Raw genomic sequence first — 23,034 nt, 5'->3', positions numbered from 1 at the left:
GGCAGCCAAACCGCGCCCAGATTTGGTGTTTTTCGCTGTTTATGGGGTGACGCCCGCCGTGGAAAGCGTTAGTGTTTGCAGTGATAGGCAGAAAAAATCCCCGAAAAGGGGACCTAGCAGGCGGAAAATTCGATGACACTGAACCTCAGCGTTCCCGGCATGGGAGAAGAGTTGAAGCCGCGTATCACCGTGTTCGGTGTGGGCGGCGCCGGCGGTAATGCCGTCAACAACATGATCGACAAGGAACTGGAAGGCGTCGACTTCGTCGTTGCCAATACCGATGCGCAGGCGCTCCAGCAGAGCCGCTCGACCGCACGGGTCCAGCTCGGCGTCAAGGTGACCGAGGGGCTCGGTGCCGGTGCGAAGGCCGCCGTTGGCGCAGCCGCCGCCGAGGAAAGCATCGAGCAGATCGTCGACCACCTGGCCGGCGCCCACATGTGCTTCATCACCGCAGGCATGGGCGGCGGCACCGGCACCGGCGCGGCCCCGATCATCGCGCAGGCCGCGCGTGAGCTGGGCGTGCTGACCGTTGGCGTCGTGACCAAGCCCTTCCAGTTCGAAGGCGTGAAGCGGATGCGCCAGGCCGAGGAGGGCGTCGAGAACCTCCAGAAGGTCGTGGACACGCTGATCATCATTCCGAACCAGAACCTCTTCCGCCTCGCCAACGAGAAAACCACCTTCACCGAGGCCTTCTCCCTCGCCGACGACGTGCTCTACCAGGGCGTCAAGGGCGTGACCGACCTGATGGTCCGTCCCGGCCTGATCAACCTCGACTTCGCCGACGTCCGCGCCGTGATGGACGAGATGGGCAAGGCGATGATGGGCACCGGCGAAGCCGATGGCGAGACCCGCGCCCTGCAGGCCGCCGAAAAGGCGATCGCCAACCCGCTGCTGGACGAGATCTCCCTCAAGGGCGCCCGTGGCGTGCTGATCAACATCACTGGCGGTCACGACCTGACCCTGTTCGAACTGGACGAAGCCGCGAACCGCATCCGCGAGGAAGTGGACCCGGACGCCAACATCATCGTCGGCTCGACCCTGGACGAGACGATGGAAGGCCGCATGCGCGTCTCCGTCGTCGCCACCGGCATCGACGCCTCCGAAGTGACGCAGGACATCCCGGTGCCCCGTCGCCGCATGGCCGAGCCGCTGAAAGCCTCCGTCCGCATGGAAGAGCCGGTCGCCGCGCAGGAACCCGCGCCGCAGCCCGCCCCCCAGCCGCAACCGCAGCATCACCAGCCGGCCGCGCGCCAGCAGGGCTATGCGCCGCTGGAAGAGGATCTGGACAACGCGCCCTCTCTCTTCGACGAACTGGATGCACAGCCGGCGCCCGCCGCGCAGCAGTACCAGCCGCAGCATGGCTATACCCGGCCGGAGCCGCGCCGCGTCGTGCAGCAGTCCGCGCCCCAGCGGGAAGAGCATCGTCAGCCTGTCGCCCAGCAGCAGCCTGAGATGACCTACGAAACCCGTCCGGAACAGCGCACCAGCTACGGCCAGGATGACCTGCCGCCGCCGGCCTACCAGCCCCGTCGTGCAGAGGCCGCGCCCATGGCGCATGCGGTCGATGACCCGCGCGAAGCCTATGTCGCGCCGTCCCGTGGCCCGGCCGGTCAGCCGACCCCGGAAACCATGGCCCGCCTGCAGGCCGCCGTCGCCAAGGCCCCCCGTGCCGGCGAAGCGCGCCCGGCACCCCAGCCGGTGCAGCAGCCCGCCCCGCAACAGGCCCAGCCCGCGGCCCAGGCGCATCAGCAGCGGTCCTCCCGGATCAACTCGCTGATCAACCGCATGACCGGCCATTCGCAGTCCGAAGCCGCTGCGCAGCAGCAACCCCGGGTCGAGCCCAAGGCCGCACCTGCCGCCGCGCCGCGCCGTGCGGCTCCGCAGCCGCAGCCTCAGACCCAGCAAGAGGCGGACCCGGATCAGGAACGGATCGAGATCCCGGCCTTCCTGCGCCGTCAGGCCAACTGAGCCGCGAAGTTGCCGTAACGTCCCGGTAACAAAACCGACGTTTCTGCTGACTAGGTTAATTTGAAAGGCCGCCGAAGGGCGGCCTTTCTTATTGTAATCGCTGACTTTTTAACCCCTCACGCAGAGGGGAGCAGGTTTCCGCCCCGCTGCGAGGCGGATGTTTCAATCCGTTGCAAAGAGTGAGTTGAGACTGTTCTCCACAGACCGTACCTAATGAGCAGTTAACGGCCGGGACAGGCCGATAGGGACATTCCTGGGGTACGAACCGTGCAACACACTCTCAAGGCTCCGGCCACCTTCAGCGGCTTCGGTCTGCATTCCGGCAAGCCTGCGACGCTGACGATCCGCCCGGCCAAGGCCGGTTACGGCATCTGGTTCAGCCGCACCGACATGGCAGATGATGACGGCATGATCCCCGCCCGCTGGAACGCGGTGGAGCGGACGGCGCTGTGCACCCGCCTCGTCAACGGCGCCGGCGCCAGTGTTTCCACGGTTGAACATGTGATGGCGGCCCTGGCCGGCTGCGGCGTTTCCAACGCCCTGGTCGAAATCGACGGGCCTGAGGTGCCGATCCTGGATGGATCCGCCGCGCCCTTCGTGCGTGGCATCCTGGCCCGTGGCCTGACCGAGCAATCCGCCCCCACCCGCGCGATCGAGGTGCTGCGCCCGGTCGAGGTGCGCCAGGGGGAGGCCGTTGCCCGTCTGCTGCCCGCCGAACAGCTTGAAATCGCCTTCCACATTGATTTCCCCGATGCCGCCATCGGCGTGCAGGACCGGGAACTGGTGATCAAGAACGGCGCCTTCGTGCGCGAACTCTCCGACAGCCGCACCTTCTGCCGCCAGGCGGACGTGGACCTGATGCAGGCCAATGGCCTGGCCCTGGGCGGTACGCTGGACAATGCCGTGGTGGTCGACGGGGACAGGATCCTGTCGCCCTCCGGCCTGCGTCACGAAGACGAACCCGTGCGCCACAAGATGCTGGATGCCCTCGGGGACCTCGCCCTGGCGGGCGGCCCGATCCTGGGCCGCTACGAAGGCATCCGGTCCGGCCATTCGCTCACCAACACCCTGCTGCGGGAGCTTTTCTCGGACAGCCGCAACTACCGCATCCGCTCCTGCGACGATGCCACCGCGGCGCGTCTGCCCGGTGTCGGCATCACCCCGGATGAAATCCCGGCCGTCGCCTGATCGTGAACGGCATCGACCGGCGGGCCTTTCGCGGCCCTGGCGCAGCCGCCCCCACCGGGGCGGCTTTTTGCCATGCCGGACCCGCGTGTTCGCTTTGCCGGGCTTCCCGGCGCAAAGGCGTTTTGCACCGGAATTTTCTGTGCTAGGACCGGGTTGCGTCGGCTCTCCCGGGCCGGCCCGACTAAGATGACGCTGAAGGGGTTATGCAGGCATGAAGGGCGGCGGTTTCCGATTGAGGCTGGCAGGGGGCACCCTGGCAGCGGCGCTACTCGCGGCATGTTCGAACACTCCCGGTGTCGACAATTCGAAGACGAACATGGAGGCCTTCACGGCCGAACAGATCTTCGAACGCGGCGAATACGAGATGGAGGAGCGCAAGTACGAAGACGCTGCGACCTACTTCTCCGAGATCGAGCGCCTCTATCCTTATTCCGAATGGGCTGAACGGTCGCTGATCATGCAGACCTTCGCGCTGCATTCGGCGCGCAATTACGATGAAAGCCGGGTTGCCGCACAGCGCTACCTCGACTTCTATCCGACCTCCGATGACGCGGCCTATGCCCAGTACCTTCTGGCGCTCAGCTACTACGATCAGATCGACGAGATCGGCCGGGATCAGAAGCTGACGATGCAGGCGCTCCAGGCGCTGCGCCAGGTGATCGAACGGTTCCCGGACAGCGAATATGCCAAGTCCGCGATTCTCAAGTTCGACCTGGCCTTCGACCACCTCGCCGCGAAGGAGATGGAGGTCGGTCGCTACTACCTGAAACGGCAGCAGTACGGCGCCGCCATCAACCGGTTCCGCATCGTGGTGGAGGAGTTCCAGACGACCTCCCACACCCCCGAAGCGCTGCACCGCCTGGTGGAGGCCTACCTGTCCCTCGGCCTGACGGACGAGGCACAGACCGCGGCCGCGATCCTGGGCTACAACTTCCGTTCCACCACTTGGTACGACGACAGCTACAAGCTGCTGACGCGCAAGGGCCTGGAACCGAAGGCGCGCGGCAACGGCTGGCTGGCCAAGATCTATCGCCAGACCGTAAAGGGCGACTGGCTCTGATGCGGCGCATCGCATATCCCTTCGCCCCCTCCGGCGCGTTCTGCCCCGGGGGGATCGGCCCCCGTCACTGAGGGGCGGCCATGCTGCGCGGGCTCGATATCCGGGACATGCTCATCATCGACCGGCTGGATCTCGACTTCCAGCCGGGCCTCAACGTGCTGACCGGGGAAACCGGTGCGGGCAAATCCATCGTCCTGGACAGCCTGGGCTTCGTTCTCGGCTGGCGCGGGCGCGCGGATCTAGTGCGCAGCGGGGCAGAGCAGGGGGAGGTGACGGCGGTCTTCGAACTCGCCCCCGGCCATCCCGCCCACGCCGTTCTCGAAGAAGCGGGCCTGCCCGGTGGCGAAGAACTGGTCCTGCGGCGCATCAACACGCTCGACGGGCGAAAGACGGCCTGGGTCAATGACCGGCGCGCCTCGGGGCAGGTGCTGCGCGCGCTCTCCGAAACCCTGGTGGAACTGCATGGCCAGCATGACGACCGTGGCCTGCTGAACCCGCGCGGTCACCGCGACATCCTCGATACCTTTGCCGAAACCGCACCGCTGAAGGCGCGCCTGCGCGATGCCTGGCGGGCGCGCTCCGCGGCACAGAAGGCGCTGGATACCGCGCGCGCGGCCCTGGTCGCCGCCGCCGCCGAAGAAGACTTCCTGCGTCACTCGGTGAAGGAACTGGATCAACTCGCCCCCGAAGCGGGGGAGGAAAGCGACCTCGACGCGCGTCGTCGCCTCATGCAGGGGGCCGAACGCCTGCGGGAGGACGTGGCCCGCGCACACCAGGCGCTTGGGCAGGACGGGGCCGAAGGGCCAATGTCCGATGCCCTGCGCTGGCTGGAAGGGGCCGCCGAAGGGGTCGAAGGGCGCCTTGACGCGCCGATCGCCGCGCTGTCCCGCGCGCTCGCGGAACTGGACGAGGCCGCCGATGGTGTCGTGCGTTGCCTCGAAGCGCTCGATTTCGACCCGTTGGAGCTTGAGGCCTGCGAAGAGCGCCTCTTCGCCATCCGCGCCCTTGCGCGCAAGCATGACGTGCTGCCCGATGAACTGGCCACCCTGGCCGAGGATCTGCGCAGCCGCCTCGGCGCCATCGACAACGGCGCCGATGAAATCGCCCGCCTCGAAACCGCCCTGCGGGAGGCGACAGGCGTCTACGACGCCCTGGCGGAGGAGCTGACCACCGCGCGCAAGACCGCAGCCGGGCGGCTCGACACCGCCGTGGAGGCAGAGCTGGCACCACTGAAGATGGAGCGCGCGCGTTTCGTCACCCGGGTGGATGCGACGGAACCCGGCCCGGATGGGCGGGATGAGGTTTCCTTCACCGTTGCCACCAACCCCGGCGCCCCCGCCGGGCCGCTGGCCAAGATCGCCTCGGGCGGGGAACTGTCGCGCTTTCTGCTGGCGCTGAAGGTCTGCCTGTCGGGTGACGACAGCGCGGTGACCATGATCTTCGACGAAATCGACCGTGGCGTCGGCGGGGCCACCGCCGATGCGGTCGGTCGCCGTCTGGCGCAGCTGGCGGAAGGCGGGCAGGTCCTGGTCGTCACCCATTCGCCGCAGGTCGCGGCACGGGCGGCGCATCACTGGCAGGTCGCCAAGCGCGTGGAAGGGGATGCGACGCTTTCCACCGTCATTCCCCTGTCGCCAGAGGCCCGCGTGGACGAGCTTGCCCGGATGATCTCCGGCGATGCGGTCACGGAAGAGGCCCGCGCGGCGGCCCGGGCGCTGATCGCAGCCGGCTGAGGCCGCACCGGGGGCAGCATCCTCGTGTCACGCGCCGGTGTCGTGGCGCCCATATCGGAGCGCCCTTCGGTATGTTCGGATGGGGAGCAGCGTACTCCCGTGCCGCGATCTCCTGTTCGGGGAACCCTCGGCACGGGTACACGCAACAGATCACCACTTAACAAGGCTTAAAATCGCACTCCGGGCTTCCCCGGTCATACCCCAGATGGGGCAAAACCGCGCCGCGGAAAGGCTGATCAAGAAAACGTGATCAGAAAGTTTCCCCTAACGTCAAATGCTTACATATGATTTTGCCAGATCGAGCAGGATGTCACCGCGCTGCATGAACAGCAGTTCGCCGGTGTCGGGAACATCCATGTATTCCATCCAGGGGAAGCGACGCCGCCCGGCCGCCCGCATCGCGGGGCTGCTGCGCATGTCCTGATCGCCCTGGACCACGTGCACCGGCAGCCGCCCCTTCAGGGCGTCCAGCTCTCCGGTGCAGTCCAGCCTCTCTCCGTCCACCAGTTCGTCGATCAGCGCGGTCGCGACGCTGCCGCCATCCGCAACCAGCTCGTGAGAGGCGGAAAGCGCCGCGCGCATCTCCGGCTGTTTCAGGGTGGCGCTGTCGGCGGGGGACTGGCCCAGCAGCCTGGACATGAAATCCTCGTAGCCGGTGCGCCGCGCCATGGCACGAGAGGTGTCGAGCATGAAGGGAAGCAGTTCCGGCGTGTAGCGGGCACCCCCCAGGATGAAGCGATGCCAGCGCCCCATTTCGTCGTAATGGGCCGGGGTAGGGGGGATCAGCACGGGATTCGTGCCGATGATCGCACTGACCCTCTGGGGATGGCGGTTGGCCAGCAGTGCGGCGATGCGGATGTCCCCGCTGTAGGCCAGCACAGGGGCCCGTTCCAGCGACAGCCGGTCCATCAGGGCGGCGATGTCATCGGCCGCCTGGCGGAAGCGGGCCGCCGGGTCGTGCGGCCCCTCGTCCTGCAGCATGGCGGGCGACAGCGGGTCGGAGGCGCCGAAGCCCGCGCGGACCGGCACGAGCACCCGCAACCGGGCGGCAGCGGCGGCGGCCTCCATCGCAGCGGGCCAGCGGCAGAAGCCGGTCACCGCATGGGTCCAGATCACCGGCGCGCCGTCGGGGTCGCCCAGCACCAGGTATTCCATCCGGCGCCCATGGCTGCGCATCAGGCTGCGGTAGGGCACGACCGGCAGGGTGCCGCCGCCGTGGCTGAACCGCACCATGCCGCCGGCCCGCCCCCGCTGGGTGCCGCCACGCCGTGCCGGGGCCGGTGCCTCGCTCCAGGCTTGCGGGCTGTCGAACCGTGCGCCCAGGGCGCCGTCGAGGTCCGGAAGATCGCTGGCAGGCGGGGGGCTGGCGGAAAAGCCGCTATCGGGCGAGGCCTCGGCCGATACCAGCGCCTCGACCCAGCTGCGGTCGGTGCCGCCTGCGGGCGCGGTGCTGACACTGCCGTCCCGGGTCACCGGCGTCGCGCTGTCCTGCAGGCTGTCCAGCGGCGCCAGGTCGCTGACCGACAGGGCCAGCCGCAACAACTCCCCCTGGCTGCGGGTCTCGGTCTTGGCCAGGATCGACTTGATCTGCGCGCGCACGGTCTCCACCGAGCGGCCGCGCTCTTCCGCGATCTCCCGGACCGGCCGCGCCTGGGTGAGGGAGGACAGGATCTGCGCCTCCGCCCGGGTCAGGCCGAAGGCCTCCCGCAGGGTTTCCGCCAGGCTTTCCGGCCAGCGCAGCTCGGAGGTGACAACCAGGACGAAGGGAGCATGTCCGGGCGGGCGGTTCAGCGCACATTGCGCCAGGATCAGGCGGCCGCTGCCCTTCAGCCGCAGGCGCAGCACCGAAATCCGCCCGGGGCGGGCCGGCAGGCGCCGGGCGCGGGCAGAGGCCGGATCGGGCTGCTGCCCCATCATCCGCCGCAGAAGCCCGCGCAGGCTTTCCAGGTGGGCGGTTTCCAGGGGCAGGCAGTCGATGCTGTCGCCCCGGTCGATTTGCAGCAGGCTGCGGGTGGCTTCGTTGGCCGCAGACAGGGTCAGCGCCGGGCTGACGGCAAAGGCCGCGGTACGGCTGAACCGATGAAGCTCCGCCTCCTCCGGGCGCAGGGCCCGGGCACCGGATCCCTGTTCCAGCAGGCGCACAACGCGTTGGAAATGCCCGGCGAAATCAAGCCTGCGCGCCGCGCTTTCGGAAGGTGTCACCACGGGGCCGGACAGGGGGGAAAGCCGATGGGCATCGGTCTCTGACCCCGATGACCCTGCCGTGCCCGAAGGTCCCGCCGTGTCCGTGGCACCTCCGCCCGGGGCAGCCGGCTGTCGGGCCGCCTGGTCCAAGGCATGTCGCAGGGGGCGGTTCAGGCGTTCCCAGTCGTCCAGCAGTTCGGACAGGTTGCGTGGATCCACCGCAACATCGTAGAGCCGACCGATCACCCGGTCGTGCAGCCTGGCTGCCTCCTCCGCCTCGAACGCGGTGGTCTGGCGAGGGCCAGGCCGATCCCCCGGCTTGCGCCACGGCCTTTGGTCCATTGCTCGTCCCCTTCTTCTGATCAAATCAGAACCTTTCATGGCGCGCTCTTCAAGCGGGCGGATGGTCGTAGTCCACAGTTTTCTGTCTTTCCGTTGCATCACTCCGCAGCCGGGCCTGTTGCGGGGGCGCTGCGGCCTTTTCCGCGGCGCGGCTTTGTCCTAGGACGGAAGACAGGTTGACCGGGGCCGCGGGGGCTGCGGTGCGCGGGACGGGAAGGCAGGGCAGTGCAGACCAAGGCGCGGGACGGAAGCTGGCTCACCAGGCCGTTGGCCAGGCTCTTCACGCTGATCCGGGCCTATTGGTCCATCCTCAGGACGCGCGGGCCGAACCAGGTCCAGTTCTGGCTGATCGCCCTGGCGGTCGGGGTCGTGGGCGGCTCCGTGGCGCTGGCCTTCCGCAACGGGATCTCCCTGTTGCAGCGCCTGGCCTACGGCGCCGACGATCCGCACCTGATGCACTCCTTCGCGGGCGGGCTGCCCTGGTACCTGGTCCTTCTGGTGCCGATGGTCGGCGGGCTGATCGTGGGGATCATCCTGCATGTCTTCACCCCCGATGGCCGCGTCCGCTCCGTCGCCGACGTGATCGAGGGCGCCGCGCTGAAGGAAGGGCGGGTCGAAACCCGGGCCGGTCTCGCCTCTGCCGCCGCCTCCCTGATCACCCTGGGCACCGGGGGCTCCTCCGGGCGGGAGGGGCCGGTGGTGCACCTGGCCGCCGTCGCCTCCACCTGGGTGCTCAACCGGCTGAAGGCCGATGGCGTGACCGGGCGGGACCTTCTGGGCTGCGCGGTGGCCGCCGCAGTTTCCGCCTCCTTCAATGCGCCGATTGCCGGCACGCTCTTCGCGCTCGAAGTGGTGCTGCGCCACTTCGCGATCCACGCCTTCGCGCCCATCACCATCGCCGCCGTGGCGGGCGCGGTGATCTCCCGCCTGCAATTCGGCGAAACCACGGAATTCGTCCTGCACGACAGCTCCATCCTGGTGCTCTACCAGGAACTGCCGGCCTTCCTGCTGCTCGGTGCGGTCTGCGGCGTGGTGGCGGGGCTCTTCATGCGGGCGATCTTCACCGCCGAAACCGTCGCGGGCCGGTTGCAGGGCCGCTTCTCCGTCCCGCGCTTCCTGCGCCCGGCGGTGGCGGGCGGCCTCCTGGGGCTGATGGCGATCTGGTTCCCGCATATCATCGGCGTGGGCTATGAAACGACCCTGCGCGCCCTGTCCGGCGACATGCTCCTGCGCGAAGCGATGGTGCTGGCGCTGGTCAAGGCGCTCGCCACGGCGATCACCATGGGCGGGCGCATGGGCGGCGGGGTCTTCTCCCCCTCCATGATGCTGGGCGCGCTCACCGGGCTGGCCTTCGGCGTCATCGCGACCAGCCTCTTCCCCGACCATTCCGGCAGCCCCTCGCTCTACGCGCTGGCAGGCCTGGGTGGCGTGGCGGCGGCGGTGCTGGGGGCGCCGATCTCCACCACGCTGATCGTCTTCGAACTGACCGGGGACTGGACCACGGCGCTGGCTGTCATGGTCACCGTCTCCATCTCCACCGCCATCGGATCGCGGCTGGTGAAACGCTCCTTCTTCCTGACGCAGCTGGAACGGCGCGGCATCCACCTGGCCGCCGGTCCGCAGAAGTACCTGCTCTGCATGTTCAGCGTCGCAGGCGTCATGCGCAGACCGGAGGCAGAGGCCGCAGCCCCCGAGGACAAGTGCTGGGAGCTGATAGAGAAGGGGATCTACCTCGATCCCAATGCCACGCTCGAAGCGGCCTTCCCGGTCTTCGAACGCAGCCTTGAACCCTTCATCCCGGTGATTTCCCCGCCGGAGGCAAACCAGCCTCCGCGCCTTCTGGGCGCCCTCTTCCACGTCGATGCGCTGCGCTGCTACAACAAGGCCCTCGCCGCCACGGCGATAGAGGAACACAGCTGACTGGCCCCCACTGACCGGCCCGCACTGATCGGCCCCGAAACGCGAAATGCCCGCCGGAAGGGCGGGCATTGCAGGTCTGGCGACGGGCCGGGCGGGTCTTTCGACCGGCTTGAACCCCGGGCTGGCGGTGGCGGGATCGCTCCCGGATTGCGGCCCGAAACTCAGATCTGTTCGACGGTCACGAAATCGGTGGCGTAGAAGGCCACGTGCCCGGCAATCCGCTGCGCCTGGTCAAGCGGCGCCTCGTAGGACCAGGCGGCGTTTTCCAGGGTCTGGCTCTTCGTCACGATCGAGAAGTAGACCGCGTCGCCCTTCTTGGGGCAGTGGCTGGCATGATCGGTCCGGTCCAGGAAGGCCATCGCGATGTCGTCACGGGGGAAGTAGATGATATCGGGGTGGCCCGCTTCGCTCAGTTCCAGTGCCTCGCGGCTTTCGGCAAGCACGGCACCGCCAGCGCGAACGCTCCAGATGCCCTCCGCCTTGCGGATGGTGATGTCGGTCATGGTCATTTTCCCTTGGTCCCGAAACTCCTGCCGCGTGCGTGTAACAGGGGCGTGTCACCACGCCCCTTGCGGGGTCAGGAAGTTCACAGTTTGGCTGTCGCGCGATCCAACCACAGTGCGGTCTCGGCGTCCAGCAGCGGACGGATCTTATCGCGCACCGTTGCATGATAGGCATCGACCCAGGCGCGCTCCTCTTCCGACAGCTGCTCGGGTGCGATCAGGCGTCTTTCGATGGGCACGAAGGTCAGGGTTTCGAAGTCCAGCATGGCGCGGTTGTCGGCCCCCGGCAGCTCCCCTGCCTCCTGCACCACGATCAGGTTCTCGATCCGGATGCCAAAGGCACCCTCGCGATAATAGCCCGGTTCGTTGGACAGGATCATGCCCGGTTCGAAGGGCACATCGGACACGCGCGACAGGCGCTGCGGCCCCTCGTGAACGCAAAGATAGGCGCCCACGCCATGGCCCGTCCCATGGTCGAAATCCTGCCCGGCCAGCCACAGCGGATAGCGGGCAAGCGCATCAAGATGCTGTCCTGCAAGGCCTTTTGGCCAGCGCAGGCGGGAAATGGCGATCATGCCCTTCAGGACCCGGGTGAAGCATTCCCGCTCTTCGGGGCCGGCCTCTTCGCCCACCAGGAGGGTGCGGGTGATGTCCGTCGTACCGTCCAGGTACTGGCCGCCGCTGTCGACCACGACCAGCTGCCCGGTCTCCAGCTGGCGGTTGCTGTCGCTGGTGACATGGTAGTGCGGCAGGGCGCCGTTCGGCCCGGCCCCGGCAATGGTGTCAAAGCTGATTTCCATCAGCTGGTTGGTTTCCCGCCGGAAGATTTCCAGCCGGGTCACAAGGTCGATCTCGCTCAGGCTTTCGGCCTGTGCGGCGTCGAACCAGGCAAGGAAGCGACACATTGCCACGGCATCGCGCAGGTGGGCCTGGCGCATGCCCTCGATCTCGGCGGCGTTCTTGCGCGCCTTGGGCAGGATGCAGGGATCGCTGCCCCAGTGGATCTCCAGCCCGGCCAGCCGGTCGGCCACCCAGATAGGGCAGGAGTTGCGATCCAGCCTGACGGGTTTCTTCAGCCGCCCGGCCAGATGTTCCAGCGTCGGGCCAAAGGATTCGGGTCCTTCGATGTTCACCGTCGGGCCAAGGTGGTCCAGCAGGGCCTCGTCGCACTTGGCGTCATCGGCGAACAGGGCGACCTGGCCGTCGGCAAAGAGCAGGGCAAAGGCGTGGGGCACCGGGTTGCGGGCGATGTCGCTGCCACGGATGTTCAGGAGCCAGGCGATGCTGTCGGGCAGGGTCAGCACGACCATCGCCTCTCCGGCGGCCTCCAGCTCGGCGCCCAGCCGGGCGCATTTGCTTTCCAGGGTCTCGCCGGCGAATTCGATCGGCTGCGGCACGATGGGGCCCATCGGCGGCTCCGGCTGGTCGTCCCAGATCGCATCGACCGGGTTTGCCTCCACCGCGCGCAGGGCGACGCCGGATCCCTCCAGGCTGGCCGCCAGCCGGTCGATCTCGCCCCGGGCATGCAGCATGGGGTCGTAGCCCAGCACGCCGCCGCCCGGCAGCGCCTGCCGCACCCAGGTGCCGACCTGGGTTTCCGGCCAGTCGATCTTCTCGAACTCGGTGGCCACCTGCGCCTTCACCTGCACCCGGTAGCGCCCGTCCACGAAAACCGCCGCGCGGTCGGTGGTGGCCACGCAGAACCCGGCGGACCCGGTGAAGCCCGTCAGCCAGGCCAGCCGTTCGTCCCGGGGGGCGACATATTCGCCCTGGTGGGCATCGGCGCGCGGCACCAGGAAGGCATCCAGCGCCTCCGCTTTCAGCTGCGCACGCAGGAGGGCAAGCCGGGGTGGCCCCTGGTCGGGGCTGGAGGGCGTTTCGAAAGTCTGGAACATCTGGATCCCCTAAGATCGTCGCGGGTCGGGGATCAATCTAGGTCTCCCTGCTCAGGGTTGCGAGCCGAAATCGAACAGGCAGACGAAACGGGGGCGTCCCCGGGCCGAACAGGCCGGTTCGCGCAGCATCTCCACCAGATGGGGCAGCAGGTCGAAGGGCGGCGCGCAAAGGTCGATGGTGTAGAACCCCCAGCCGTCGATCCGCACCGGAAGGCAGTCGCCCCAGTCCGGGTTGCTGGCCTGCCCGGGGAAGCTGGTGGCGATCATGTAGCGCGCGCTCTGGCGGATCTTCTCCACCACCCGGCATCCCAGGTCGTGGGGCAGGTGGAACAGCACGTCTCGGATGATCACCAGGTCGGCGCGGGGCAGGGGGGCGGTGGTCAGATCCTGCAGCTCGAACCGCACCCGGGGGCCGCCATGGCGCGCGCGCAGCTCGTCCAGCAGGTCCGGGTCCGCGTCCCAGCCCAGGTAGTCGACGCCACCGCCGACCTCCGGCAGGCCCAGTTCCCGCATCCAGTTCCAGTCGCCGCACCCCAGGTCCAGGATCGAGCCGATCTCGCGTTCCTCCAGCGCGCGGCGCAGCAGGGTCAGCGTGGGGCGCGCGGCCTCCAGGAAGGAGCCGGGGCCGGAAATGCTCTCCCGTCCCTCCTCCCGCTGGCGCCTGCGCCCATGGGCGACGAAGGCACGCGCGGCGGTGAAATTGCTCTCCGATGGCGGGGCGGGGGGCAGGTTGTGGGGCTGCGGGCTGCGGGAATGGCGTTCAGGCAGATCAGGGGGCATCAGCGCATCCTTCCGGCGCTCCGCCCGGCGGAGCGCGCACATGGGCCCACCCAGGGACACCCTGCCACCCCCGGGCGCACCGATCCAGCCCGGCGTGCCGGGCAAGACGGGGGCATAATGTCACGGGCGAAGGTGGCCCTGCGCATGAAAAGGCCCGGCTCCCGCTGGGGGCCGGGCCGTTTTCGGGGCCTCCGACTGTCGGGCGGGGCTCAGCCCGCCTTGCGCATGCCAAGGAAGCGCGCGCGCGCCCGGGGATCGTTGTCGAAAAGGCTCGCCAGCTGTTCGGTCATCGCACCGGCCAGCTGATCGACGTCGGTGATCGTCACCGCGCGCTCGTAGTAGCGGGTCACGTCGTGGCCGATGCCGATGGCGATCAGCTCCACCGCCTTGCGCTTCTCGATCATGGCGATCACGTCGCGCAGGTGCTTTTCTAGGAAGTTCGCGGGGTTCACGCTCAGCGTGGAATCATCCACCGGCGCGCCGTCGGAAATCACCATCAGGATGCGCCGCGCCTCGCGCCGGGCCACCATCCGGCGGTGCGCCCATTCCAGGGCCTCGCCGTCGATGTTCTCCTTCAGCAGGCCTTCCTTCATCATCAGGCCAAGGTTCTCCCGGCTGCGGCGCCAGGGCGCATCGGCCTGCTTGTAGACGATGTGGCGCAGGTCGTTCAGGCGGCCGGGCTGCTGGGGGCGACCATCGGCCAGCCACTTCTCGCGGCTCTGCCCGCCCTTCCAGGCGCGGGTGGTGAAGCCCAGGATCTCGACCTTCACGCTGCACCGCTCCAGCGTCCGCGCCAGAACGTCGGCACAGATCGCCGCGATGGAGATCGGGCGGCCCCGCATGGATCCGGAGTTGTCGAGCAGCAGGGTCACCACGGTGTCGCGGAACTCGGTGTCCTTCTCGACCTTGAACGACAGCGGGGTGGTGGGGTTCGCAACGACGCGGGCCAGACGGCCGGCATCCAGAACGCCCTCTTCCTTGTCGAAATCCCAGCTGCGGTTCTGCTGCGCCTGCAGGCGGCGCTGCAGCTTGTTGGCCAGGCGGCCCACGGCGCCCTTCAGCGGGTCAAGCTGCTGATCGAGGTAGGCGCGCAGCCGTTCCAGCTCCTGCGGATCGGCCAGGTCCTCTGCCAGAACCTCCTCGTCGAAACTGTCGGTGTAGACCTTGTAGTTCGGATCCGCGTCGCTGACGGGCTGCGGGGTGGGGGGCTCCTGCGGGGCCTCGCCCTCCGGCAGCTCGGCTTCCTCGGCGGCTTCCTGGTCGGCCATGTCCTCGGCGCTGACCTCGGCCTCGGTCGGATCCTGCTGATCCTCCTGGCTCTGCTCGGGGCTTGCCTCGGGCTGGTCCTCGCTGTCGTCCTCGCCGCTGCTCTCTGGCTCCTGATCGTCCTCGGGCGCCTCCTCGGCGTCGTCCATGGACTCCTCGTCCTCCGCATCGGGATCATCGCCCAGCTGGTCGCCATAGCCCAGGTCGTCGATCATCTTGCGGGCAAAGCGGGCAAAGGCCGCGGGATCCGACAGGCGCTCCTGCAGGTCTTCCAGGGTCCCGCCCGCGCGTTCCTCCATGAAGGGGCGCCAAAGCTCCATCACGTTTTCCGCACCGGCGGGCATCGGGCGCCCGGTGGCCAGGTGACGGATCAGATAGCCCGCCGCCGCAGGCAGCGGCGCGCTGGCGCGATCCTTGATCCCGTCATAGCCAAGGCGGCGAGCCTCGGCGGCGATCTTGTGGTCGATGTTGCCCGCCGTGCCGGGCATGTCGCGCGCGCCCATGGCCTCGCAACGGGCGGTTTCCATCGCCTCGAACAGTTCCCGCGCCATCTGGCCGTCGGGCTGGTATTTCCCGTGGGTCTTGGCGTCGTGATAGCGGTGGTGCAGCGCCAGCGCATCGGCGGTGCCGCGGGCCAGCAGAACCTCCTCCTTCGACATCCGTCGGGACACCTGCGGCAGACGCACCTGGTCGGCGGTCTTGCCCGAAGGGTCGACGCTGTACTGCACGTTCAGGTCATGATCGTCGGCCATGACCTTGGTGGCCTCGGCCAGGGCCTTCTTGAACGGATCGGCGGGGTTGTCGCTGGACTTGCTCATGTCGAAAGATAAAGCACTTGGCCGCGACGCCCGCAAGCGCGAAGCGCCGCACGCGGGCGGTGCTTTGCGGGCCCGGCACATTGTCGGCCCTTCGACGGCGCTGCGTCACGGCTCGGGGGTGGGCTCCGGGGTTGGCTCCGCGCAGCGATCGGTCATGTTTTCATAGATCCGGGCGGAAAGGCGATCACCGCCCAGGATCGCGGCGCGCGCGCTGATCCCGTAGTCGCGCCGCATCTGGTCGAGGGGGGGCACGTCCTCCACCCCGGCGGCCTCGACGAAGGCGCGCGCCTGGGCGCGGATCGCCTCTGCTTCGCGGAAATAGCCGGGATAGGCGCCAGCCACATCCGCAACGCCCAGCCAGAAGGCCGCGCAGCGCGCGGTTTCGCCCGGGTCGTCTGTTGCCTGCGCCCGGGCAGCCGGGGCTGCGGCGACAAGGGCCAGGGACATGAGAGCCACCAGAGGCGTGAGGGAGGAAGGCAGGCTGCGCATGCCGTCCCAGATAGGGCCGGTCAGCTTCGGGTCCACTCGCGGATCAGGGCGCGGCTGTCCATGTCGGCGCGCACGCCGGCGCCGCCGGGCATGCCGCTGCCGAAGGTGTAGCTGGCGGTTTCATCCAGCGACAGCTGGGTCACGGCTTCGCTGGTGACGGCATGGTTGCGGTCATCCACCTCGGCGGTGGCAACCTCGGCGATACCGGCGGGGAAGGCGAGGGCGGAGAGGAAAATAAGGGGTTGGAAACGACGCATGGGGAGCTCCGATCTTGTTTCTGAAAGGGGAGGACCAGCGGGGGAGGGCCGCCGGCGGAGGGGAGTGTGTTTGTATTGTCAAATGAGTTAGGACTCTTTGCCGCAGATTGCACGGGGGAGAATTCGCGCCTCTCGCCAATGTGAAGTGACGCGACCGGCGCTTGATCGGGTGCCGTAGGGGAAGGGCGGGGCGGCGGGTCGCGCGGCGGCCAAAGGGCGCCCGTCAGGCGCCCAGCATCGCCAGGCAGGGGGCCAGAAGAGCCCGCGCTGCCTGGGCTGCGCGGGCGGCATCGGCGGGATCGGCGTTGAAGCGGGCGCGTTCCAGCAGGGCGCGCTGCGCCATCTTCGCCTCGATCCGCAGGGACAGCAGGTCTCGGGGCGTGCCCGGATCAGGGAGGGGACTGGCGGCCAGAAGCTCCAGCATGGTAGCGCGGGCGGCCTGGCGCGCGGCGTCGCCCTCGGCCCCGGTCAGCCATCCATGCTCCACCTCTGCCGACAGGCGCCCGGCGCAGCGGGCGAACTGCGGGGCCCAATCGGTCCCGCGCCCCTCTGTCGGCCCTGTGCCCCTGTCCGCGGGCATCACCGCCGCGGCGGCCCGCCCGTCGCCTGCCTGCAGAAGCCACAGCAGCGCGAGGCACTGCACCGCAAGGGGCACCACGCGCGACGCGGGGCCGGGGCGGCGGGGTGGGGCGGGCGATCTCTCCATCCATCCACCCTGCGCCGCGGGGTTTCCCAAACCCTTAACCGCACGGGCGCAGATACCTCGCATTCGGCGGATCCCGGCCCGGCGCGTCAGGCGGCTGGACAGGGCGCGCGGCCTCCCGCATCCTGTAAGGGCCGGACCCGACCGGCAGATTTCTCGGATCCATTTTCAGCTATCCATTTCGTCTGGGAGGACAGGATGACACCCATCAACAGCGGGGATTACCCCGGCGGCCAGCCGACGCAGGACGTCCTGCTGGGCGGGCTCGGCTTCGACGCCTCCGGCCATCGCGGCGGCGGCATCAACTCTCCGGTCACGGTGACCCTGCCCACGGGCGCCCTGCTGCTGCGCCTCCACAAGGAGGTGGAACGCACCGGCGAACGCGCCGGGGACTTCGGCGCCTGGTGGTTCACCCCGCATGAATTCGAACGGATCGCGGCCCATTTCGGCGTTACCTGGGACCTGCTGATCCATGATCGCCAGCAGGGCAAGTCGATGCTGCACGGCGTGCTGGCCCTGCTGTCGGAATGGTACAGCGGCAGCGCCAAGCAGATCGGCCTGGCCAAGGTCGTGCGGCTGAAATCCCCGCTCTACGCCCTTTACGGCGAAGGGGCCCCGGCCAATTCGGCGGGCTATTCCGGCACGCTGAAACCGGTCTCTCTCGGCGGAGGGAAGAAGGCGCGGCAGATCTACATCCACCAGTGCTGGACCCATGCCGCGGCCATGGTGCCCGTGGGCGGCAACGGCAATTACCCGGTCGATGAGCTGGCCAAGATCGTCAAGAACACCAGCTGGTCGAAGCTGCCCTTCGAATAGGGCGCGATCAAAGGCTGGCGCGGCCGGTCGCCAGATCGGCCAGCAGCGCCACGTGGATGTCCAGCGCATCCACCACCGGGTATCCGGCATCACGATCGAAGGCCAGGTTCAGGTCGGTGCCCGCCAGGATCACCGCCTCGGCGCCCTGATCCTCCACCATGCGGCGGCCCAGTTCAAAGAACTCGGCGCGCTGCGCCTCGGTGCAAATCCCGGCGACGGCGATGTCCTGATAGAGCTTGCCGATGGCGTCCAGGTCCCCCTCGGGCGCCACGGCCTCCACCTTCTCCATCTGGCCGAACAGCCGGGTTCGCATCACGTTGGCGGTGCCCAGAAGGCCCACGCGTTTCAGCCCCTGACCCGCGAAATGGGCATCCAGCGGCGCAATGGCGCTGACCATGGGCAGGCGCGCCCGCGCCACGGTTTCGGGATAGCAGAAATGCCCGCCGATCGACGTGATCGCCGCGCAGTCGCATCCCGCGTCGCGCAGCCGGTCGATATAACGGGCATAGCTTTCGGCCTGTGCTTCCGCGTTCCAGGCCAGGTTGTTGCGGATCAGCTCCTGGATATCGGCATGGACGAGCGTCATTTCCATGCGCCCGCCCAGATCGGCAACCCGGGCCGCGAGGCGCTGGTAATAGACCAGGCTCGCCGCGACCCCGATGCCGCCGATCAGGCCGATATGCATCAGCTTGCAGAAGCAGCCGCGCTTTCGGGCAGCTCTTCGTCGAAGCAGCGCTGGTAGAACTCGGCCACCGTCTGGCGTTCAAGCTCGTCGCACTTGTTGAGGAAGGTCAGCCGGAAGGCATAGCCCACGTTGCGGAAGATTTCCGCGTTGGCAGCCCAGTTGATCACGGTCCGCGGCGACATGACGGTCGACAGGTCGCCGTTCATGAAGGCGGTCCGGGTCAGGCCGGCCAGGGTGACCATCTGGTTGATGATCTTGCGGCCCTTCTCGTTGTTGTAATGCGGCGCCTTGCTGAGGATGATCGCCGCTTCGGCATCATGGCTCAGGTAGTTCAGCGTCGCCACGAGGGACCAGCGGTCCATCTGCGCCTGGTTGATCTGCTGGGTGCCGTGGTAGAGGCCCGTGGTGTCGCCCAGACCCACGGTGTTCGACGTCGCGAACAGGCGGAAGTACTTGTTCGGCGTGATGACCTCGTTCTGGTCCAGCAGGGTCAGCTTGCCGTCGGTTTCCAGAACCCGCTGGATCACGAACATCACGTCGGCGCGGCCGGCGTCGTATTCGTCAAAGACGATGGCGGTCGGGTTGCGCAGCGCCCAGGGCAGGATGCCCTCGTGGAACTCCGTCACCTGCTTGCCGTCCTTCAGCTTGATCGCATCCTTGCCGATCAGGTCGATCCGGCTGATGTGGCTGTCCAGGTTGACGCGCACGCAGGGCCAGTTCAGCCGGGCCGCGACCTGTTCGATATGGGTCGACTTGCCCGTGCCGTGGTAGCCCTGCACCATGACGCGGCGGTTGTGGCTGAACCCGGCCAGGATGGCCAGGGTCGTGTCGGGGTCGAAACGGTAGGTGCTGTCCACTTCGGGCACACGGTCGGTGCGCTCTTCGAAGCCCTTCACCACCATGTCCGTATCGATGCCAAAGGTCTCCCGGACGGAGATTTCTTCGGTCGGTTTGGCGTTGCTATCGAGCGATCCCTCGGCCATGGTCGGCAAGTCCTTCCTGCTTCATTCCGCACCCGCAGCATCCTGCGGGGTCTCGGTGCACCATATCGAAGCGCGCGGCGAGGGAAAGGGCAAAAACGCCCCCGGCAGGGCCCGGCCCGGTTCGTGCCGAACCGGCTGCACAAAGGCTCGTCCGGGGATCACGAACCGCATCGAACGGGGCGGGGCACAGGCCCGGTTCCGAATGCCGGCTGGAATATCGGAGGGCCATTTGGCCACGCTGGAGGAGATCGAAGAGCTGATCACGCGCACCGCCGATGGCGACCGTGGCGCGTTCCAGCGGCTTTACGACCTGACCTCGGGCAAGCTCTTCGGGGTCTCCCTGCGCATCCTGCGCTCCCGCTCCGAAGCCGAGGACGCGTTGCAGGACACCTTCGTGAAGATCTGGCGCAATGCCGATCGCTACCGCTCCACCGGGTTCTCCCCGATGACCTGGCTGATCACCATCGCGCGCAACACCGCCATCGACCGCCTGCGCGCCCGCCGCGCCCGGGGGGAGGATCTGTCGGAGGCAGAGGTTCTGCCCTCCGGCGAACCCGGGCCAGAGGCGCAGGCCATTGCCTCCGGCGAACGTGCGCGCCTTGTCACCTGCCTGTCAGAGCTTGATCCAGACCGGGCGGAAGCGGTGCGCGGGGCCTACCTGGTGGGTCTCAGCTACCAGGAACTGGCGGAACGTCATGCGGTCCCGCTCAACACCATGCGGACATGGCTGCGGCGCAGCCTGATCAAGCTCAAGGAATGCCTGTCGCGATGACTGAAGAGAACCGGCGCGCCCGGACGACGACGGCAGGCGGTGCCGCCTCCGGGAAAACCCGCCGCCGTGGCCGAGCTGCCCGGCCCGCCTCCGGCGAAGGGGCCGCGGCCCTGGATCACCTGCTCTCCCTCCTGTCCACGCCCGAACGGCGCGCGGTGCGCGCCCGCCTGCGCGGGGCCGCCCCCCTGCGGGCAGAGGTCACGGCCTGGGCCAGGGATTTCACCGCCCGCCATCCCGACCTCCCCGAAGAGGAGAAGGTCGCCCGCATCCGCGATGCCCTGCAGGCCCGCCTCTGGCCGGAGGAAGAGGAAGAGATCCCCACCGGCTGGCGCGGCTTCATCGCCTCCCTCGGCCTGGGCGAGGCTGTGATCGGCACCGCCGTGGCCGCCGGGCTGGCCTGGCTGGCCTGGCAAAGCGGGCTCATGGTCCCGGCGACCGCGCCGGACTACCTCGCCGCCATCCGGCCCCCGGTGGGCGAACAGGTCGCTTCCGCCGATCTGCCGGTGCAGTTCGATGCCGCCTTCGATGCCGATCACCGGACCCTGACCCTGGAACGCCAGGGCAGGGAAGCCGCAGAGGGCCGGGTGTTCCAGTTCTGGCTGGTGGCCGGGGATGCCGATCCTCTGCCACTTGCGCTCTGGCCCGACGGGGAAATCAGCCTGGCCCTGACCCTGCAGCCGGGGCCGGCCTCTCTCATGCCCGAAGGCCGGATGGAGGTCTCGGAAGAGCCCGAAGGCGGCGCGCCGGGCACCACGCCGACGGGGGCCATTCTCGCCTCCGGTCAGCTTGTCTCCGCGGCAGAGGCCCTGTCGGACTGACAGCCGCCCCGCCAATTGCCTCCCGAATTCTGGTCCGAATCCTGCCTGCGGAAACCTGCCGCTCCCGTCGCCCGGCCCCCTTCCGATCTTCGGCCGAGCTGCGGAGAGCAAAATTTTTCCCCTATCTTTCAGGCGTCTGGCAGACGTTTCCGAATGGTCTGAAAAACGACTGTCACGTCAGTAACTTGCGCGGGAACCTGCCGGGCCCTCCGGTGGGCCTGTGCGCGGTCAAGTGGCACCGGGGCGTGCAAAGCCGCGGGAACCTGCCGCCCGGCCCGCCGTTGTCTGGGCAGTGAGACCGCAGGGTCCCGTACCCTGATCAACCCCAGCCCGCCGGCTGTCCCCAGGCCATCCACCCCGTTCCCGGACGGGGCCGGATGCCCCTTGGCCCCCGGATAGGCCGGCTGCCAACGGAAGTGAGATCGAAAGTGTCCCAGCCCCTCAAGACGTCCCGCAAGAAGCCCGCCAGCAAGTACCTGCTGCCCCTCGCCGTCGCCGGCGCTCTGCCCCTGGCGCTGCCCGCCTTTGCCGACATCCCCGAACAGGACACCCTGGAAGAGGCCAGCGGCATCGCCAATGCGCTCAACCGCCCGGTCGAGCTGGCCGATCCGGCCGCCGATGATTTCTTCGACGGGGTCGGCCGCGATCTGGACCTTGCGGTGGTGCGCGCCCTGGCGGCCCGTGGGATCGCCGCCGATGGCTGGCAGGTGGAAACCTCCCTCGATCGCCTGGGCCTGCGCTACAACGGTGGCGATCAGCCCGATCCCCTGCGGTCCGGCATGACCGCCCGCACCCGCATCGTGAACCGCAGCGGCCAGGTGATCGACGTGGTGCCGGTGCGCCTGATGGCCCGGCCCGATCTTGCCGCGGTCGATGACGGCACCGAAGTGACCCTGCCCAGCCCCGAAACCTACTACGCCGCGCTGGTCGACTACTACGGCAACCGCGTCGCCGAAGAGGTCGCCGCGCTGCAGTGACCCCCGGGCCATATGCGGCGCCCCTTCCGCCGCGTTTCGTCCCTCAGCCCCGTCGCCGCTCTCCGGCGGCGGGGCCTGCCGTTCCGGCCGGGCGGCGCGACGCCCGTGTGCGCCCCATGCAGGAACCCATGAAAACTTGACAGCCTCCATTGACCCGGCGGAAACTTTCCGGATTCAGTCAGAGGTTTTCATGCTCGCATATACCTACAAGCAATTGCTCGAACGCTTCACCCAGATCCGGGGATGGGGCGGTGATATCACCACCGGCAACCGCTGCGCGCTCGTCGTCGGGGCCACCCTGAAGATCCGCCCGGGCGAAGGGGACGTGACCTTTCACGGCCTCGGCGCCACCAACGAGGCGGTGCGCGACCAGCCCCTGACGAAGCGGTTCTTCGTCAAGGCGACCGAACTGGCCGTGGCGATGGAAAAGCAGCTGGGCCCGCCCAGCTATTCCTGCAGCGGCGCCACCATGCTGCAGGCGATCCGCGACAGCATCGACACCAAGGCAAAGACCTTCAGCACCCCGATCGACGGCAAGACCGGGGTGATCTACCTCGAAGATTGCTGGAGCACGCCGTCGGAAACGGTCTTCAACTGGCTGCCGCTGACCGACAAAAGGCGCAGCGGCGATCATGTCGACCTCTGGAACGGCGAATTGCTGGAAATCTACGCCGACAAGGGCCGTTGGGCCGGGGCCTCTGGCCTGCTGGCGCGGGCCCGGAAGGTCAAGCTGTGGGAAACCAAGGGCTGACCACCGACGGCCCATAGGGGGCAGGGGCCCTGAGCCAGAACCCTGAGCCTGCCCCCGCAGCCAGACCCCGCAGCGGGCTCCTTCGTCGGGGCCTTCGACGGGGCCTTCGACGGGGCCCGTGCCGTC

Annotated in this window: 20 protein-coding genes; 10 read left to right on the top strand and 10 right to left on the bottom strand. The window is 68.3% G+C overall.

Going from position 1 to position 23,034, the window contains the following annotated elements:
- Positions 1 to 132: 132 nt before the first annotated feature.
- The 4 genes from ftsZ to recN all read left to right on the top strand — a co-directional run bounded on the left by ftsZ (position 133) and on the right by recN (position 5,949).
- Positions 133 to 1,968 (top strand): cell division protein FtsZ, encoded by a 1,836-nt coding sequence (gene ftsZ, locus AC2IR1_RS15955; RefSeq protein WP_486472960.1) that lies wholly within the window; start codon positions 133 to 135, stop codon positions 1,966 to 1,968.
- Positions 1,969 to 2,235: 267 nt separating this feature from the next.
- The gene (gene lpxC / locus AC2IR1_RS15950) at positions 2,236 to 3,156 is read left to right on the top strand and encodes a UDP-3-O-acyl-N-acetylglucosamine deacetylase (RefSeq protein WP_486472959.1); all 921 of its coding nucleotides are present in this window, start codon (positions 2,236 to 2,238) and stop codon (positions 3,154 to 3,156) included.
- A gap of 211 nt (positions 3,157 to 3,367) precedes the next feature.
- A complete protein-coding gene (locus AC2IR1_RS15945) occupies positions 3,368 to 4,216 on the top strand; it encodes an outer membrane protein assembly factor BamD (protein ID WP_486472958.1) in 849 nt (282 codons plus the stop codon).
- Positions 4,217 to 4,296: 80 nt separating this feature from the next.
- Positions 4,297 to 5,949, top strand: a complete 1,653-nt coding sequence (recN, locus tag AC2IR1_RS15940; protein ID WP_486472957.1) for a DNA repair protein RecN — start codon at positions 4,297 to 4,299, stop codon at positions 5,947 to 5,949.
- 270 nt (positions 5,950 to 6,219) lie between these two features.
- On the opposite strand, the gene AC2IR1_RS15935 is transcribed toward recN, so the two are convergent.
- Positions 6,220 to 8,475 (bottom strand): alpha/beta fold hydrolase, encoded by a 2,256-nt coding sequence (locus AC2IR1_RS15935; RefSeq protein WP_486472956.1) that lies wholly within the window; start codon positions 8,473 to 8,475, stop codon positions 6,220 to 6,222.
- A 288-nt stretch (positions 8,476 to 8,763) separates the two neighbouring features.
- Here AC2IR1_RS15935 and AC2IR1_RS15930 point away from each other — a divergent pair, with 288 nt between their 5' ends.
- A complete protein-coding gene (locus AC2IR1_RS15930) occupies positions 8,764 to 10,395 on the top strand; it encodes a chloride channel protein (RefSeq protein ID WP_486476426.1) in 1,632 nt (543 codons plus the stop codon).
- A 161-nt stretch (positions 10,396 to 10,556) separates the two neighbouring features.
- On the opposite strand, the gene AC2IR1_RS15925 is transcribed toward AC2IR1_RS15930, so the two are convergent.
- The 7 genes from AC2IR1_RS15925 to AC2IR1_RS15895 form a co-directional block, all read right to left on the bottom strand.
- Entirely contained in the window at positions 10,557 to 10,898 is a 342-nt protein-coding gene (locus AC2IR1_RS15925) for a DUF427 domain-containing protein (protein WP_486472955.1), read from the bottom strand.
- Positions 10,899 to 10,981: 83 nt separating this feature from the next.
- Positions 10,982 to 12,793, bottom strand: a complete 1,812-nt coding sequence (locus tag AC2IR1_RS15920; RefSeq protein WP_486472954.1) for an aminopeptidase P family protein — start codon at positions 12,791 to 12,793, stop codon at positions 10,982 to 10,984.
- Positions 12,794 to 12,844: 51 nt separating this feature from the next.
- A complete protein-coding gene (locus tag AC2IR1_RS15915; RefSeq protein WP_486472953.1) occupies positions 12,845 to 13,573 on the bottom strand; it encodes a class I SAM-dependent methyltransferase in 729 nt (242 codons plus the stop codon).
- A 209-nt stretch (positions 13,574 to 13,782) separates the two neighbouring features.
- Complete coding sequence (gene cobT / locus AC2IR1_RS15910) at positions 13,783 to 15,657, bottom strand: cobaltochelatase subunit CobT (RefSeq protein WP_486472952.1); 1,875 nt, start codon at positions 15,655 to 15,657, stop codon at positions 13,783 to 13,785.
- Positions 15,658 to 15,762: 105 nt separating this feature from the next.
- Positions 15,763 to 16,182: a hypothetical protein gene (locus tag AC2IR1_RS15905; RefSeq protein WP_486472951.1), complete on the bottom strand. Its 420-nt coding sequence runs from the start codon at positions 16,180 to 16,182 to the stop codon at positions 15,763 to 15,765.
- Positions 16,167 to 16,403: a hypothetical protein gene (locus tag AC2IR1_RS15900; RefSeq protein WP_486472950.1), complete on the bottom strand. Its 237-nt coding sequence runs from the start codon at positions 16,401 to 16,403 to the stop codon at positions 16,167 to 16,169. Before AC2IR1_RS15900 ends, AC2IR1_RS15905 begins: the two co-directional genes overlap by 16 nt.
- Before the next feature lie 223 nt (positions 16,404 to 16,626).
- Positions 16,627 to 17,109: a hypothetical protein gene (locus tag AC2IR1_RS15895; RefSeq protein WP_486472949.1), complete on the bottom strand. Its 483-nt coding sequence runs from the start codon at positions 17,107 to 17,109 to the stop codon at positions 16,627 to 16,629.
- A 195-nt stretch (positions 17,110 to 17,304) separates the two neighbouring features.
- Here AC2IR1_RS15895 and AC2IR1_RS15890 point away from each other — a divergent pair, with 195 nt between their 5' ends.
- The gene (locus AC2IR1_RS15890; protein WP_486472948.1) at positions 17,305 to 17,922 is read left to right on the top strand and encodes a hypothetical protein; all 618 of its coding nucleotides are present in this window, start codon (positions 17,305 to 17,307) and stop codon (positions 17,920 to 17,922) included.
- Positions 17,923 to 17,929: 7 nt separating this feature from the next.
- Here the strand turns inward: AC2IR1_RS15890 and AC2IR1_RS15885 are convergent, their stop codons facing one another.
- On the bottom strand, positions 17,930 to 18,607 hold the full coding sequence (locus AC2IR1_RS15885; RefSeq protein WP_486472947.1) for an aspartate/glutamate racemase family protein: 678 nt from the start codon (positions 18,605 to 18,607) through the stop codon (positions 17,930 to 17,932).
- Positions 18,607 to 19,590, bottom strand: coding sequence for a cobaltochelatase subunit CobS (gene cobS, locus AC2IR1_RS15880; protein WP_486472946.1), 984 nt, complete (start codon positions 19,588 to 19,590; stop codon positions 18,607 to 18,609). Before cobS ends, AC2IR1_RS15885 begins: the two co-directional genes overlap by 1 nt.
- Positions 19,591 to 19,819: 229 nt before the next feature.
- Here cobS and AC2IR1_RS15875 point away from each other — a divergent pair, with 229 nt between their 5' ends.
- From AC2IR1_RS15875 to AC2IR1_RS15860, 4 genes are all read left to right on the top strand, one after another.
- Positions 19,820 to 20,362 (top strand): sigma-70 family RNA polymerase sigma factor, encoded by a 543-nt coding sequence (locus AC2IR1_RS15875; protein WP_486472945.1) that lies wholly within the window; start codon positions 19,820 to 19,822, stop codon positions 20,360 to 20,362.
- Positions 20,359 to 21,180 carry an anti-sigma factor gene (locus AC2IR1_RS15870; protein WP_486472944.1) on the top strand — a complete coding sequence of 274 codons (822 nt, stop codon included), beginning with the start codon at positions 20,359 to 20,361 and terminating at the stop codon, positions 21,178 to 21,180. The genes AC2IR1_RS15875 and AC2IR1_RS15870 overlap by 4 nt, the downstream gene beginning before the upstream one ends.
- Before the next feature lie 428 nt (positions 21,181 to 21,608).
- Positions 21,609 to 22,157, top strand: a complete 549-nt coding sequence (locus AC2IR1_RS15865) for a hypothetical protein (protein ID WP_486472943.1) — start codon at positions 21,609 to 21,611, stop codon at positions 22,155 to 22,157.
- 190 nt (positions 22,158 to 22,347) lie between these two features.
- Entirely contained in the window at positions 22,348 to 22,908 is a 561-nt protein-coding gene (locus AC2IR1_RS15860; RefSeq protein ID WP_486472942.1) for a T6SS effector amidase Tae4 family protein, read from the top strand.
- Positions 22,909 to 23,034: the final 126 nt, after the last annotated feature.

This window comes from Pseudooceanicola sp. NS-SX8, assembly GCF_057380755.1.
Note: the sequence above shows the minus strand (reverse complement) of the source record. Positions and strands in the feature narration are given on the sequence as shown.